The sequence below is a fragment of the Zavarzinella formosa DSM 19928 genome, assembly GCF_000255705.1.
Taxonomy (GTDB): Bacteria; Planctomycetota; Planctomycetia; order Gemmatales; family Gemmataceae; genus Zavarzinella; species Zavarzinella formosa.
The window spans coordinates 450569-465765 of the sequence record NZ_JH636443.1; the positions used below are offsets into that span (position 1 = coordinate 450569).

General features: G+C 59.7%; 12 protein-coding genes. 6 read left to right on the forward strand and 6 right to left on the reverse strand.

Annotation, left to right across the window (positions count from 1 at the left end; all coding sequences use genetic code 11):
• Positions 1 to 82 precede the first annotated feature (82 nt).
• A complete protein-coding gene (locus tag BGIM_RS0127285; RefSeq protein ID WP_020472875.1) occupies positions 83 to 1117 on the reverse strand; it encodes a ThuA domain-containing protein in 1035 nt (344 codons plus the stop codon).
• Here BGIM_RS0127285 and BGIM_RS52660 point away from each other — a divergent pair.
• Entirely contained in the window at positions 1077 to 2078 is a 1002-nt protein-coding gene (locus BGIM_RS52660; protein ID WP_084760100.1) for a CobW family GTP-binding protein, read from the forward strand. The two genes, BGIM_RS0127285 and BGIM_RS52660, sit on opposite strands and share 41 nt — an antisense overlap.
• A gap of 20 nt (positions 2079 to 2098) precedes the next feature.
• On the opposite strand, the gene BGIM_RS0127295 is transcribed toward BGIM_RS52660, so the two are convergent.
• The 4 genes from BGIM_RS0127295 to BGIM_RS0127310 form a co-directional block, all read right to left on the reverse strand.
• Positions 2099 to 2605: a hypothetical protein gene (locus BGIM_RS0127295; protein WP_157369455.1), complete on the reverse strand. Its 507-nt coding sequence runs from the start codon at positions 2603 to 2605 to the stop codon at positions 2099 to 2101.
• A gap of 65 nt (positions 2606 to 2670) precedes the next feature.
• Complete coding sequence (locus tag BGIM_RS0127300) at positions 2671 to 3090, reverse strand: TPR end-of-group domain-containing protein (RefSeq protein ID WP_020472878.1); 420 nt, start codon at positions 3088 to 3090, stop codon at positions 2671 to 2673.
• Positions 3091 to 3287: 197 nt separating this feature from the next.
• On the reverse strand, positions 3288 to 5513 hold the full coding sequence (glgX, locus tag BGIM_RS0127305; protein WP_020472879.1) for a glycogen debranching protein GlgX: 2226 nt from the start codon (positions 5511 to 5513) through the stop codon (positions 3288 to 3290).
• 40 nt (positions 5514 to 5553) lie between these two features.
• On the reverse strand, positions 5554 to 8025 hold the full coding sequence (locus BGIM_RS0127310) for a tetratricopeptide repeat protein (RefSeq protein WP_020472880.1): 2472 nt from the start codon (positions 8023 to 8025) through the stop codon (positions 5554 to 5556).
• Positions 8026 to 8164: 139 nt separating this feature from the next.
• On the opposite strand from BGIM_RS0127310, the gene BGIM_RS0127315 reads away from it, so the two are divergent.
• The 3 genes from BGIM_RS0127315 (at position 8165) to BGIM_RS0127325 (ending at position 10018) form a co-directional block, all read left to right on the forward strand.
• Entirely contained in the window at positions 8165 to 8515 is a 351-nt protein-coding gene (locus tag BGIM_RS0127315) for a Dabb family protein (protein WP_238537725.1), read from the forward strand.
• Positions 8516 to 8606: 91 nt separating this feature from the next.
• Positions 8607 to 9128, forward strand: coding sequence for a hypoxanthine phosphoribosyltransferase (gene hpt, locus BGIM_RS0127320; RefSeq protein ID WP_020472882.1), 522 nt, complete (start codon positions 8607 to 8609; stop codon positions 9126 to 9128).
• Positions 9125 to 10018, forward strand: a complete 894-nt coding sequence (locus tag BGIM_RS0127325; RefSeq protein ID WP_020472883.1) for a glycosyltransferase — start codon at positions 9125 to 9127, stop codon at positions 10016 to 10018. Before hpt ends, BGIM_RS0127325 begins: the two co-directional genes overlap by 4 nt.
• Positions 10019 to 10027: 9 nt before the next feature.
• Here the strand turns inward: BGIM_RS0127325 and BGIM_RS0127330 are convergent, their stop codons facing one another.
• Complete coding sequence (locus BGIM_RS0127330; RefSeq protein ID WP_157369456.1) at positions 10028 to 10807, reverse strand: TIGR02996 domain-containing protein; 780 nt, start codon at positions 10805 to 10807, stop codon at positions 10028 to 10030.
• 440 nt (positions 10808 to 11247) lie between these two features.
• Here BGIM_RS0127330 and BGIM_RS52665 point away from each other — a divergent pair, with 440 nt between their 5' ends.
• Together BGIM_RS52665 and BGIM_RS0127340 are read left to right on the forward strand one after the other, a co-directional pair.
• Positions 11248 to 13548 (forward strand): DUF1592 domain-containing protein, encoded by a 2301-nt coding sequence (locus BGIM_RS52665; RefSeq protein ID WP_020472885.1) that lies wholly within the window; start codon positions 11248 to 11250, stop codon positions 13546 to 13548.
• A gap of 141 nt (positions 13549 to 13689) precedes the next feature.
• Positions 13690 to 15003 (forward strand): DUF1552 domain-containing protein, encoded by a 1314-nt coding sequence (locus BGIM_RS0127340; protein WP_020472886.1) that lies wholly within the window; start codon positions 13690 to 13692, stop codon positions 15001 to 15003.
• Positions 15004 to 15197: the final 194 nt, after the last annotated feature.

A 15197-nucleotide genomic window follows, 5' to 3' on the forward strand; every position in this document is an offset into this window, starting at 1 on the left:
CCGCGAGCTTCCGAGCCAAACGGACGGGCATCCTTTGTCCGCCTGGCCTGATGATGTTATTAAGGCGATGGGCGGGGTTTTGCTATTTCTTCTGACCCTTCGGGTCCAAGTTGGCTTTGATATCCTCGTCCGTGACGGACGATTCCACCCCCTTGGCGGGCACGTCGAGTTTAACCAGCCAGACCAGGGCGTTTAGAACAACCTTGCGGAAACCGTCATTTTTCCAGTTTAGATGATTATGGCCGCCGGTGAAGCCCGCGCCCCGGCCGCCGTCCTCCCGTTCGACGACCCACATCATGTGTTCCGGCCGGCCCTTCGCCTCCTGAATGTGCGGGTACGGCCCGCGCGGGTACACATACGGCCCTTCGCGGACCTTGTCGGAGGGCTTGGCCGTCAGGATTGGCGTGACGCCCTTCATCTCCGGCCGGAAACGCATGTTGAAGTACCACTCGTCGTCAACGGCGAACGGTCCCACGCCGTTGGTGATCGGATGCTTCGGGAATTCGTTGAACTCCGGTTTCCACATCGGATTGACGGAAAAGCTGTTTTCGTAATAGCCGCCGATCCAGCGTTGGAATTCGGGGCCTCCCTTGTCCTTGAGAACCTCGACGCCGTAGTGGGCGCACATGAGGCCGACGCCCTTCTTCATCCATTGGTCGATCTTCACCAATCGGTCCTTCTGCACGGCCGGATGCCCTCCTCCGCCGTCGGCATAAATGAAAATGCCGTCGGCTCCCTCGAACACGGTTTCATCTTTTGGCCAGCCGTTTAGGTTGACGCTCAGTTCCAAACCGGGGAAGCCTTTCAGGCACTTGGCGAGCAGTAGTGTGCCGGCGTTGAACTCGTGGGCGCCGGGGCCGTGGCTTGGCGTCCCGGCGATCATTACTAGCTTCTTCGGCTTGTCCGCGGCAAATGCGGGGATGGCCATCGCGCCAACGGTTGTCGCCGTCGCGGCCAGAAACTTCCGGCGGGAAAGGGAGAGATCAGCCACGAAATCGGCTCCGGGTGTGATTAATGTTTGTCCGGGGATTGTACGGTGAGGAGACGTATCGGAGAATAATTTTTGGAGGCCGAATGTGAATGATTTTTCCAAGCCAGTGCCTGCGAACTTGATCACCGGGTTTCTCGGTGTGGGCAAGACGACCGCCATTCTGAATCTTCTCCGCACGCGCCCGGCCGGTTCGCGGTGGGCGGTGATTGTCAACGAATACGGCGAAGTCGGCATCGACGGGGCGATCCTCCGCGATGCCGCCGATGGCACGCTCGACATCCGCGAGGTCGAGGGGGGCTGCGTTTGCTGCACGTCGGCCGAGGAGTTTAACTTCACGCTGGCTCAGGTCTTGGAACACGTCCGGCCGGAACGCCTGCTGATCGAAACCACCGGCGTCGGCCACCCGGCCCGCATCATCGAGGACTTGCGGCGGCCGAACATCGCCCGCTTCGTGGACCTGCGGGCCACTGTCTGCGTTGTCTCGCCAAGCGATTTCAACTGCCCACCGCTGGCCGAATCTCCGGTGTTCCGCGATCAAATGGAACTGGCCGATGTGCTGGTCCTGAACAAAGCCGACACAGCCGACGCCGACACCAAAACAAAATTTATGAAATGGGGCCGGGAACTCTTCCCGCCGAAACTGCATGTGGCCGTGATCGAAAGGGGAACACTCGACCCCGCTTGGCTCGATCTCGGCGCCGATCCGACCCGGCAGGCGATCTTCCCCGAGGCTCACGCCGATCACAATCATGCCTCGCCGAAGTTGTTGGCGTTTCCCACGCCCGGCCGCCCGGTCCGCAAGGAAAGCCCGAGCGCCTGCGGCTGGATCTTTTCCCCAGGCGATGTGTTTGACGAAGACCGCCTGATGGCCCTGTTCGCCGGAACACCGGGCATCAGCCGCTTGAAAGGTGTGTTTCACCTGAAGGAAGACTGGGTGATCGTGAACCGCACCGGCGCCGAGACGGTGACATGGGCCACCAGCCACCGACGGGACAGCCGGGTTGAAGTGTTCGCCAGGGACATCCCCGGCGGTTGGCTGGTGTTTGAACACCGATTGGTGGAATGCTTGCAAGACAGGCCGGGTTGATGCCTTTTCTCGTGGCTTCACTATTGCGGAGGTTGCTGTTGGCTCCGCACGAGTTGAGACATCAAATCATGCACTTTCTCAATGCGGGCATTGGCTGACATCTCATTGTACCACTCCCAAATTGTGGTCTTGTTGTCTCCATAATGAATCGTTAGCTCGGTACGGCTCTCGTCGGGCAACGAGGTTCGCTCGGCTGTGCGTTGCTCCCAAACTCTCAATTCGCGGAGCAAGGCCAGGAGTTTCTCCAAGTCTTCCTTCGGCACCAAGAGCGTTTTGCCCGTTTGAACCTCGGCATGATTGATGACAATTTGCCGCTCAATCTGCCCGTCGCCGTGGATCGTCAGTGTCAATCCGCCGTGAAAGCCGTGCATGTCGTCGTAGGTGATGGAAAACTTGTCCCATTCACCGCGACCGGCCGCGAGTTCATCGAGAGCATGATGAATCTTGTCTGTCTCCGGAGGCTGGACAACCGAAGACGAGCAACCTGTCAGGAGAATCAGGCCAAGAATTGGAAAAAGCCGGGACACGTTCTTCTCCATGCGTTCCGGACGCTGGCATTCCCGGCGGCGGCCAAAGAAATGAGAGGCGAAACTCACCGGCTCTTGAATTCCCGCAGGATCGCCCGGAAACGGGGATCTTTGCGGACGGGGTCGAGGTCGCGGTCTTGTTGAATGAAGGTGAAGTCGCGGTAGCCGAGTTCGACGGCCCGGCGAAGGGCCTCAAGGGCTTCGTCCAGTCGGCGGGTGAGGGCGTAGCTGCAGGCCAGATTGTAATGAGCCAGCGAGTCGGTCGGCCGCAGGTGGGTAATGCGGGAGTCGAACTCCACGCCTTCGTCGTGCCGTTTTGCCTGGGCGAGATTCTTGGCGTGGACCTTCAGGGCCTCCACGTATTCCGGATGATGATCCAAGATGCCGGCGAAGAATTCGAGTTCAAAGTCTTGCTGAGTCTGGTTCGCCAGCCGACCCAGCGCCGTGCTGGTACTTGATTGTGGTCGTTTGCCTGATCCGGCCATGTTGCACCCTCACCGATGCCCCGCGAGGAAGTCCTCTCCCGCGGATAACAACGATTATAATCTCAAACACACACCCGCGCGAAGAGGGCTTTTGACACTTCTTTGATTCGCTTGGTTTTCAGTTTTCAGCAAAGCACAATTATTGCTGGAAGATACCGTCAAGCGACGGTTTCAACTGAAAACTGAAAACTGAAAACTCATCCCTCATCCTTCAAATCCGAGGACACCATCACCACCAACGCGAATGCCCCGACCGTGTAGCGGCTACCTTCGGGGATGAGCAATCCTTCGCTTTCCGGCACGATGTCTTGCGGGCTGGGCAAGGCGGTGTCGATCACGCGGCGCCATTTCTTACGCTGCGGCGACGGCGGGATGCGGAACGACATTGCCACGTCGCTGCCGTTGATCGCCACATAAATGTCGTTGTCCGACGTGTCCCCCAGAATATCAGCGCGGCCCGTGTAACGACCGTCGATGGTATAGGCGATCACCCGCGAATGCTCGGAGAAGTCGGCCCCGAACGGTTCCACGCCGTGCCAGTAGATATCCGCCAGCCCTTGCAACGACGGGGGAACGGGCGGATGGGCGGTTGGTTTCGCCGAGGGCATCGCCAGCAGCGCGCTATCCGAACTAGCGACGACCGGCATGGCGGGGGATCGGACAAACTCTCCCTGAAAGAATCCCTTGCGGCGCAGGGCCGGATGACGTTTGCGGAACTGGATCATCTCCCGCGTGAAGCGCAGGAAGTCCTTGTTCTTTTCTTTGAGGGACCAATCCACCCAACTCAATTCATTGTCTTGGCACCACGCGTTGTTGTTGCCCTTTTGCGTGCGCAGGAACTCATCCCCGGCCGTGATCATCGGCACGCCTTGCGACAACAGCAAGGTGGCCATCAAGTTTCTGGCCTGCCGCTGCCGGAGGAGCAGCACATGCGGGTCGTCGGTTTCCCCCTCGATGCCGCAGTTCCAAGAATCGTTCTCGTTCATCCCGTCGCGGTTGTCTTCGCCGTTTTCGATGTTGTGCTTGTGGTTGTAGCTCACCATGTCCCACAGCGTGAAACCATCATGGCAAGTGATGAAGTTCACGCTGTGCCGGGGGAACCGGCCGGACCAGGCATAAAGATCCGCGCTGCCGCTCAGGCGGGTGGCCAGGGGGCCGATGGTGTATGGCTCGCCCCGCCAAAATCGCCGCACATCGTCCCGGAAGCGGCCATTCCATTCGCTCCAGCGCGGGCCATAGGGAAAACCGCCAACCTGGTAGAGACCGGCCGCGTCCCACGGCTCGGCGATCAGTTTGGTGTCCCGGAGGACGCCGTCCTCGGTGATCATCTCCACGATGGGAGGCTCGGCCAGCACATTCCCCTTGGAATCCCGCCCCATGATCGAGGCGAGATCAAAGCGAAGACCGTCGACGTGCATTTCGCCGACCCAGAACCGGAGGCAACTGAGGATGAGATCCCGCACGACCGGGTGGTTGCAATTCAGCGTGTTGCCGCACCCGGTGAAATTCTGATACCGGCCATCCGGTGTCAGCATGTAATACATCGAATTGTCCAGCCCGCGGAAGGACGATGTCCGGCCGCGGTCGTCCCCTTCGCCGGTGTGGTTGAACACCACGTCCAGCCAGACCTCCATGCCCGCGTCGTGAAAGGCCCGGACCATGTCCCGGAATTCGCCGATCTGCCCGTGGTTCGGCGCGCTGGCGGCATAACCAGCCTTCACGGCCGCGAACGACAGAGTGTTGTAACCCCAGAAATTCCGGTTCCGCTCGCCGGTCTTCGGGTTGATAAACGCACAGTCACACTCGTCGAATTCATGAATGGGAAGCAGTTCGACAGCCGTGACGCCGAGCCACTTCAGATAGGGAATTTTTTCAATCAACCCGGAGAACGTGCCAGGATGGGAGACGGCCGAATTCGGGTGGCACGTAAAGCCCCGGACATGAAGTTCGTAGACCAGCGATTCTTCATGCTGAACAAGCGGCGGGGCGTCATTTTTCCAGTCATAGTGCGGCCCGTGATAATACAGGCTGCGACGGGAGGTTTTATGCCGGTCGAATTCGCAGGCCGCCCCCCAGACCGCCCCGCCGGAGAGCAACGGGGCGCAGGGATCAATCAGGGTTTGGGTGGAATCATAGCGATGGCCGTGCCCGATGGGGCCATCCACCTTCCAGCCATAGCGAAACCCCTCGGCGGGGAGGCCGCACACCATCACGTGCCAGTGATCGCCGGTGCGGTTGACCTTCGGATGAAGGTCAATCCGGGCGATGATCGTGTCATCATTTTCGTCAATCGACTGGATGATGAGGGTGACCGATGTGCCGTGCCGACATAACAAGCAAAAATTCAAACCGCCTTGAATAGAACGGACGCCGAGGGGCAACGGCCGGCCCCGGCTGGTTTGAAGATTGGTCAACAATGGCATGTGCGTCTCGGATGGGTCAAACGATCACGAATCTGGTTCGTCAGTTCAATTCGCTCGGGGTCGCCCCGCGTTCCTTCAACCGGCGAATCGCGTCTTCCGCATCCCAACGGATTGGATTGTCCTCGAACGAGGCTGCTTGGTGATAGTAAGCCAGCGCCTTGCCCAAGTCGTTGTTGGCCTCGTAGGCCCGGCCAAGGTCGTAGAGGGTTCTCGCGCCGCTCTTTTCGGAGCCGGAGAATTTCAGCAATACCTCGACGGCCAAATCAGGCCGGTTGTATTCGTCGAGATACAGGCCGCCGATTTGCCGCAGGGTCCATTCCCAAGCGTCCCGCTCCGCCTCGCCGGAGGGTTTCATCTCGTTCACGTCTTCGAGAAGACGCATCGCGTCGTCCCGTTCGCCGCGACGCAGATGGCAGCGGGCCATTTGAACTTTGCCAACCAGATTGTTCGGTTCCATCACCGTCGCCAGCGTGGCGAGATGATTGGCCCAATCAATCACATCCAAATCCTGACTGTTGCCGTCAAGAAGTTGCTTCGCCTTGCGAATGCAATACTTGGTGTCGAAGTAAGACCGCACATCCTCGGCTTTGATCTTCAATTCGGCCGGTTCGACCGAATAGTAATAACGGTCCTTGCGTTCGTTCAAATCCTTGTCGGCCCCGCGGGTCAGGGCGTCCTCGGTGGTTCGCAGGGCGAGCATCACCTGCTTGTTGTTCTCGTATAGTTGGGCCAGCGTCCGCAGGGTTTCCTTGCCGCTGTTTTCGGCTTGCGTGGAGAGCAAGACATTGCGGATGGCCTCGGGCCAGTCTTCCCGTTTGGTCGCCTCTTCGCCAAGTTTCTTCACGGTGTCGAAGTAAATCTTCTGTTGGTCGGCGGCCATGTTCGTTGGACCAAAAGCCTGGCCGACATCGCGGATTTTGCGGCGATAGTCGAGAGCGGTTTCCTTCTCGCCGTGTTGTTCGCTTACCTCGGCCAGTTTCAGGAACAAGCCCGGCGAGCGTTCCGGCTGGCCGTGGGCGGCAACCCGCAGGAAAAACATTCCCTGTTGCCAGTGATCAGGGGTGGCCGCCAAAGCCAGCCCGCGTTCCTCGGCGAATTCATAGCTGAAATCGATGAGCGGCGTCGAGGCGGCGTTCTTGTATTCCTCTTCCGTCAACGGATCGAACAACTCGGCCCGGAAGTCCAGCACCACATGGTCGGTCGGCGTCGTGCGAAGTTGCCGTTGGATCGCCCGCAGGGCTTCCATCCGGCGGCCGGGCAGGTTGATTTGCACATTCCCCACACGGGTCTTCAACGTCGGGTGGGCGCGCAACGCCAGTTGCCACGCATCGAACAAAATCGCATCGCGGAAAATATCCCCGGCCGGCCACGCGGCCGGATCGAGCAGGTTGGACAACCGCTCGGCGGCGGCGTCCAAGTCCCTGGCGTGCGTGTCGGAGATCACGCGATAATAATCGGTGTTGGCCTTCATTTCCGGCCATTGATCGGCAACGAACTTCAACAGGGCGTTTGCATCCCGCAGATGATCGGCCGTCGGCGTGGCCTCGGCCAACAGGTAGTTCGCCGCCTCGGTCACGCACAGGTTCGGGTTCAGCAATCGCTTGGTGGCGTTGTCGAGTTGGTCCACCTGAATGTTGCGATGCAGCCGGACCAATCCGGCCTTGGCCGTGTGATTGCGGGGGTCAAGTTGCAAGGCCCGGTTGAAGGCCGCCAGCGAGGAGCGAATCTGGCCGACTTCGTTGTGGCTGTAGCCGCGTAGCGTGTATTTAAACACTCGCAACGGTTTCATCACCCGGATGGTGTAAACGCAATAGAGGCCCACCGGAAGAATCAACGGCAGCGAGGGCATGTTCTTCGGGAACTTGACCAAGAACAACCCCAAGCCGAGCGTGGCGCACAGGGCCGCGATCTCGACTTCCGATTCCTCGGCCACTCCGGCAAACACCAGCATGTAGAAGAACGGAATCCCCATCAACAAGTGCATGCCAAGGATCACCCGACGGGAGGGATCGGCCAAAAAGTCGGCCTGATCGATCCAATAATAAATGCCCGCCCCCACGCTGGCGCAAACGAGCATCGCCAGTGCGAGCCGGTAATATCCGGCGGTCGCTTGTCGCAACTCGCCGAGGCCATACCCCAAGACGGCCCCGCCCAGCACGCAGAAACCCAAGACGGTTGTTTCTTCGGGCTTGGGCGTCCCTTCGGGAATGCTTTCGTACAGGATGCGGAGATAATCAACGGTTCCGGCCCCCAAGCCGAGGATGATGCCGCCATAGATCAGCAGCGGGTTTTCCAAGAGCAAGAACAGGAAGTAACCGACGGGATTGCGGAAGAGGCCGGGAAGAGTGCGATATTGCCCCAGCGCCCCGATCAACAAACCAAGGCCAAGGCCGCCACCGAGGAAGAGGGCGAGGCGGCCGGTTTCGGGCCAGTCGAGATTTTGCAGGGAGACAAACAGGAGCAGGCCGAGAAAAACGCCCTTCAGAATGTATTCGGACTTGGCCCATTTCATGGTGGCGAAACTCGAAGAGAGGCCGGGCGATCACGGCGCTGGCATGGTGAACACTCTGAAATTGAGGATAGCAGATCGCCGGGAAAATGACGAACGCGAAACGCCCGGTGGTCGGGGGAAGCGGGCCGGAGTAACATCGGTGGAAACATTCTCTCTCGTTTCCGAGGTTCCTCCCATGCTCCTGTGCCACGATGTTTACTTCACCCTGAAAGACAGCGCCCCCGAGAAGGCCGACGAACTAGTGGCAGCCTGCAAGAAGTATCTGACAGTCCAGCCCGGCATCGTGTTTTTCTGCTGCGGCAAGCTGGTCGCCGATTTGAAACGGGATGTCAACGACACCGCCTGGGATGTGAGCCTGCACATCGTTTTCGAGAGCCGGGAAGCCCATGATGCCTATCAGGAAGACCCGACCCACAACAAGTTCATTGACGAGTGCAAAGTGAACTGGGCCAAGGTTCGGGTGTTTGACGCGATGGTGGAAAAGGTTTGAACGGATTTGTTTCAGTCTCGCATCAACGGGGACAGGTTCGTAAATTCTACCAAACCTCTCTCATTCATCGGGCGTTTTCGGAGCGGTCGGCATGCGCGTTCTTATCACGCCGGAGCAGATTCAACAACGGATCGACGAGGTCGCCCGCGACATCGCCAAATCGTATCAGGGACAATCGATCACCATCGTCGGCGTGCTGACGGGCTGCATCGTGTTCCTGGCGGACTTGATTCGTCGGCTGGATCTGCCGTTGAAGATTGCCCTCGTGCAAGCCTCCAGCTATCGGGGGAAGGCGACCACCGCCGGAACCCTGCACATTCAGGACGATCTGCTCCCCGAACTCAAGGGTCGGCACATTCTCCTGATCGATGACATTCTCGACACCGGCACGACGATGAAACACATGGTCGGGCATTTGCAAACCCTCGGGGTGGCCTCGGTTCGCACGGCCGTGCTGTTGCACAAACGAGAACGCCAGCAAGTGGCCATCGAGCCGGATTTTGTGGGCTTCAACATCCCCAACGAGTTTGTCGTCGGCTACGGACTGGACTACGACGACGAATACCGCAACCTGCCCTACATCGGCATCCTGGACGCCCCCGACGCCTCATGACTTCCCCTCTCTTTGTGGTTTCCGACCCGGTCTTGCGGGATCAACTGGCCTTGTTGCGGCCATCATTCCGTCAGCCGGTTGCCGTGGCCGACCTCGCGGAACATCGCCGGGGAATCTGGGACTTCCGCAAACTTCTGGAATTTCGCCGCTTGTTGGCCCAACATCGTCACATCCACGCCTTGGGCCAACAAGCGGCGAAGACAGTGGCCCTTGCCGGTGTCGGGCTGAAATTCTCGAACCTGTGGATCAGCGGGGACATCCCCGGAGCTTCCTTCCGCTATTTGAACCGGGAATTTGCCACGCTGGCGTGGCCTTGGGCCGTTCCCCCCGAGTCGCCGCCGTTGAACCGGGAGGAGACACTGGCGAAATTCGGCATCCCGCCGACGGCATTTGTGTTTGCCAGCGCCAGCCGGCTCTTCGAGAAGATCGAGGCGTTGCCGTCGATCTGGGGATTCGAGATGCTCCGGTATCCGCAGCCGGATATTTACCTGTTGATCCACGGGGACGGGCCGAAGGCCGCCGAAGTGGAAGAACTCACCCGAAATCTGGCCCCGGAGGGAACGCGGATTCGATTGGTCGGCACCAGTCTGCCGCTGGCCGGGGTCTTCGGAATCGCCGATGTGGTGATCGCCACGAACGAGGAAAGCGTGATGGCGGCCCTGACGGCCCGCAAGCCGATCATCGCCCCCCGGATTTTTTCAACCATGTTGCGGGACGGCGAACAAGCCCTGCTGATGGAACCGGCCGAGCCGCCCACCGTGGGCAAAAAAATGACGCGACTGTTTGCGGATGAAAACTTGAGGATGCGGCTGGTGAAAGCCGCCGAACCATTGCGGGAACAATATTCCCCGGCGAACGCGGCCCGAGAATTGGAAACAGCCCGCCGATAGATGGCGGAATCACACCCGCAGCCCGGCCAGTTTCCGGCCCCGGACAACACAAGCCCGAGAGATGCCTTCCTGGATCCAGCGGCTGAATTCCTTGGGGTTTGAGTCCCGTTCCGTGCCCCCCGGCCCTTTTGTTCCGACCCAGATTTTTTTGCCGGGGACGTTTAGCCAATAATGCTTCTCGCCGGTTGACCGGTTTTCAGTCCACAGATACTGTTCCGCGTCGATGAGTGTCACGTGGGTAATCGGATGGCGGCGAAAAAGGGCCTCGGCAATCTTCAGGAAAACAGCCGTCGGCGCCGTCACCCTCGCCGGGAAGCCCCGCACCCATTGCAAGCCCAATCCCCCCGGAACGTAAGGCAACTGGCCGGTGACCAATTGCGCGGGCACGGTCAATCCGGCCGACTCCAACGCCTTGACCTCGCCCCAATCGGCCGCCGTTCTCGGGATCAGCAGGACGGCGACTCGCTTCCTCATCTGGCAGGTTTCGCAATTGCACTCTTGGCCGATGCGGTGGTCCGGGGAAGTGTTGCACTCAGCCAGCCGGCATTGCAGCCGAATGAATTCCGCCTGTTCCCCCTGCCCGGTGAACATGAGCCAGTTGGCATAGGCCAGTCTCGGCTCGTCTTTTGGAGGAATATCAAGCACGGCATGCCTCAAGGCCATTCCCTCTTCCGGGTTGGTTTTGACGGTGTCGGCCAACTGACCGGACGCATCCACGCCTTGCGCATCCAGACTCAAATCGACGGTGGGGGGAAGTTGCTCGGACGAGTCCGCTTTGGGGACGCTCATGGAGAGGACTCCGATCAGCCGTTCAGGAGATGAGATGTCCGGAACACTCTGTCCGAAACAACGCAAGCTTGGCTGATATTCGAACTTGTCAGTTTGCGTGTCACTGACTCCGGTCATCGTGCCGCGCGTGTGTTTGTCTGTCAAACGAATTGTGGGCGGTTCCTTTGGCCGGTCACACGGATTGCTTATCCCCGGCGTTAAACTTTTGAATCGACGGGAATGACCGGGCCGAACATTCTGCGGCTGGAAAATCGCCGCCCCGTCCGTTCGCGACATCCGGCAAAGTCCGCCGGGCGCGAACCATCAAGCGGCGCCATGCCTGCCTCAATGAAACTTCCGATTGCTCTCGGGCGATTCGGGCGTATAAGATAACCAATACCTCCCCGCCGGTGCGCGATCACGCCCCCGCCTCGCCCGTTTCGACCCTCGGAACCGATTTCATGCGATTGCCCTTTGTCTTGACCTTCCTGTTGGGGATCGCCGCCGCCGTTCCGGCTGTTGCCGCGGACTTTGGCAAGGAGGGGGTCGCGTTCCTCCAAAAGCATTGCATCGCCTGCCACGGGGAAAAGAAGAAAAACGCCGGCGTGGCCTTGCACACCCTCACCGACGAAGCCTCGCTGCTGAAGAATCGCAAACTATGGGATAAGGTGTTGAAGACGGTGGCCGAGGGGGAGATGCCGCCGGCCGACAAGCCACAACCGATGGCCGACGAGAGTGAAAAATTCGTCGCCATGCTCAACGCGATCTTCGACAAGGCCGACCTGACCGCCAAGCCGGACCCCGGCCGGGTGACCATTCGCCGGTTGAACAAGACCGAATACGCCAACACCGTGCGCGACCTCGTCGGCATCGACTTCAACCCCGCCGAGGATTTCCCGGCTGACGACATCGGCTACGGCTTCGACAACATCGGAGACGTGCTGACGCTTTCCCCCGTGTTGCTGGAACGCTATCTGGCCGCCGCCGAGTCGATCATGGACCGGGCGATCATCCCGGTGTTGCCGAAGACGCCGGAACGCTGGGTGGGGGGCAAATACCTCGAACCCTCGACCAACCCGGACAAGGTCGGTAAATTCCGGCCGATCACCACCGGCAACCTGAACTCCCAATACTCCCTGACTCTCACCGGCGATTACGTGTTCCGCTTCCGGGCCTACGCGGAAACCGTGGACAACGAGCCGGTGAAGTTGAGCATCACGCTGGACGGCAAGGAAATGAACGTCGTCACCATCCCCGGCGGGGATGAAAAGACAGCGAAGTTCTTTGAAACCAAGATGAAGATTGACAAAGGCAACACCCGGATCGCCGTCAACTTCGTCAACCCGAAGAAAGACGACAAGGGCAAGGAACGCAAGCTCCTGGTCGAGAACTTCAACCTGAACGGTCCCGCCGACACCCGGCCGGAGACGCAGAAGAAACTGCTGGCGGCCGACGCTTCCAAGCCGAAACGGGAACAGATCCGCGAGATCATGAGCCGGTTCGCCACCAAGGCGTATCGCCGCCCGGCCACCCCGGAGGAAGTCGAACGGTTGGTGAAACTGGTGGAAGCCGGTGAAGCCAAGGGAGAAAAGTTTGAAGCGGCCGTCCAGTTCGCTTTTCAAGCCGTGCTGACCTCGCCGAAGTTCCTGTTCCGCGTCGAACTCGACGACCGGCCCGACTCGGCCGACGCCCACCCCATCGGCGAGTATCAACTGGCTTCCCGCCTCTCTTACTTCATCTGGGCCTCGATGCCGGACGATGAACTCTTCGCCCTTGCCGCCAAGAACCAACTGAGCGCCAACCTCGAATCGCAAGTGAAGCGGATGCTGAAAGACCCGAAGGCGGCCACGCTGGTGGACAACTTCGTGATGCAATGGCTCCAGTTGAAACGGCTCGCCACCTTCGCCCCCGATCAAAAAATGTTCCCGCAATTCAACGAGGACATCCGCCGATCAATGATGCGGGAAACCCAATTGTTCTTCGAGGAACTGGTGCGGGAAGACCGTTCGATCCTCGACATCATTGATGGCCGCTACACCTATCTCGACGGCAAACTGGCGGGCGTCTACGGCATCAAAGACACCAAGGGCAACGACTGGGGAACCAAGAAACCAACCCCCGGCGGCAAGGAAATCCCGTGGGAGAAATTCGTGCGGGTGGAACTCCCGGCTGACGGTGTTCGCGGCGGCATTCTCACCCAGGCGAGCGTCCTCACCGTGACCTCCAATCCGACGCGAACCTCCCCGGTGAAACGCGGCCGCTGGGTGCTGGAACAAATCCTTGGCACGCCGCCTCCGCCCCCGCCTCCGGACGTGCCGGAACTGAAGGAAGATTCCAAGGCCGTCTCCAGCGGCAGCCTCCGCCAACGGATGGAAGAACACCGTAAAAACCCAAGCTGTGCCAATTGTCACGCGAAGATGGACGCGATGGGCTTCGCCTTCGAGAACTTCGACGCGATTGGCAAATACCGCTGGAAAGACGGCGAATTCAACATCGACCCGGCCGGAAAACTTCCCGACGGCAAACAATTCAAGAATCCGCAGGAGTTGAAGCTGCTTCTGAAAGAGAAGAAGGAACTGATCGCCCGCAACTGGGCCGAAAAGATGCTGACTTACGCCCTCGGCCGCGGCTTGGAGTTCTACGACAAGCGAACACTGAAAGCGGTCGTCGCCGGAACGGCCAAAGGAGAATACAAGTTCTCCGCGTTGGTGACCGAGATTGTGAAGAGCGATGCGTTTCGGATGAGGCGGGGAAAGAGCTAAAAACGCAAGTTCCAACTTCCAACTTGGAAGTTCCAAGTTGACGCGAGCTGACAAAGTTGAAAGTTGGAACTTTTAAGTTGGAACTTCAAACAAAGAACCGCACATAGGGGAACAAACGTGCAGCAGATTTCTCGCCGGACCATGCTTCGCGGAATCGGGGCCACCGTGGCGTTGCCGTGGCTGGACTCGATGGGGGCCGTCACCTCATGGGCGGCCCCGGTGGACGGGAAGGCGGCCCCGGCCCCGAACCGGATGGCGTTCCTCTATGTGCCCAACGGCAAGAACATGGCCGATTGGACGCCGAAGACCGAGGGAGCGCTGACCGATCTTCCGGCGATTCTGCAACCGCTCGCCAAGGTGAAAGATGATCTGCTCATCCTGACGGGGCTGACGGCTGACAAGGCCCGCGCCCACGGCGACGGCGGTGGCGACCATGCCCGTGCCTTGGGGGCCTTCCTCACCGGTTGCCAGCCTCGCAAGACAGACGGGGCAGATATCCGGTCCGGCGTTTCCGTGGATCAAGTGGCGGCCGGTCGACTGGCCGATGTCACCCGCCTCCCCTCGCTGGAAATCGGCGGCGAAGCCGGTTCGATGGCCGGGAATTGTGACAGCGGTTATTCCTGCGTTTACTCTTCCACGATGTCGTGGCGGTCGGCCACGCAGCCGTTGCCGAAGGAAGTGAATCCGAAACTGGTGTTTGAACGCCTCTTCGGCTCAGGCGGCGATGCCGAGCGGGCCAAACGGGATGCCCGCCGCAAGAGCGTGCTGGACTTCGTGCGGGAAGACTCGGCCGACCTCAAAAACAAGCTCGGATCAAACGACCAGCGCAAGCTGGACGAATACTTCTCGGCCATCCGCGACGTGGAACAACGCATCGCCCGCGCGGACAAGCTCCCACCGGTGAAAACCCCGGACTACAAAGCCCCGGCCACCATCCCCGCGAATTATGCCGAGCATCTGCGCATCTTGGCGGACTTGATGGTGCTGGCCTTCCAAGCCGATGTCACCCGCGTATGCACCTTCGTGCTGGCCAACGAGGGGAGCAACAAGCCCTACCCGTTCGCTGGTGTTCCCGAGGGGCACCACGACCTGTCGCACCACGGCAACGATGCCAAGAAGAAGGAAAAGATCCGGGACATCAACAAGTTCCACACGACCCAACTAGCTTACCTCATCGAGAAATTGAAGAGCGTAACGGAAGGGGACGGCACCCTGCTCGACCACTGCATGCTCGCCTACGGCAGCGGCAACTCGGACGGCAACGCGCACAACCACGAAGACCTGCCGATCCTCGTCGCGGGTCGCGGTTGCGGCACGATCAAAACCGGCCGGCACTTGAAGTTCGCCAAGGAAACCCCGCTCAACAACCTCTGGCTCTCCATGCTCGACCGCATGGACGTAAAGCTCAACAACCTCGGCGACAGCACCGGCCACCTGCCGGGGTTGAAGGGGTAAGTTTCAAAACGGCGATTTCGTCCATGTGAAGCCGCGACTCGGAGGCTTTGCGAAGAGGAGCGAGTTTTGAGATGGTCACGGCGAACGGCGATTATTGGCCTTCGGTGATCATCTCCGAACTCGCTCCTCTCCGCAAAGCCTCCGAGTCGCGGCTTCACTGTTGCCACATTTCATTTTTTTGGCAAAACGTCAAC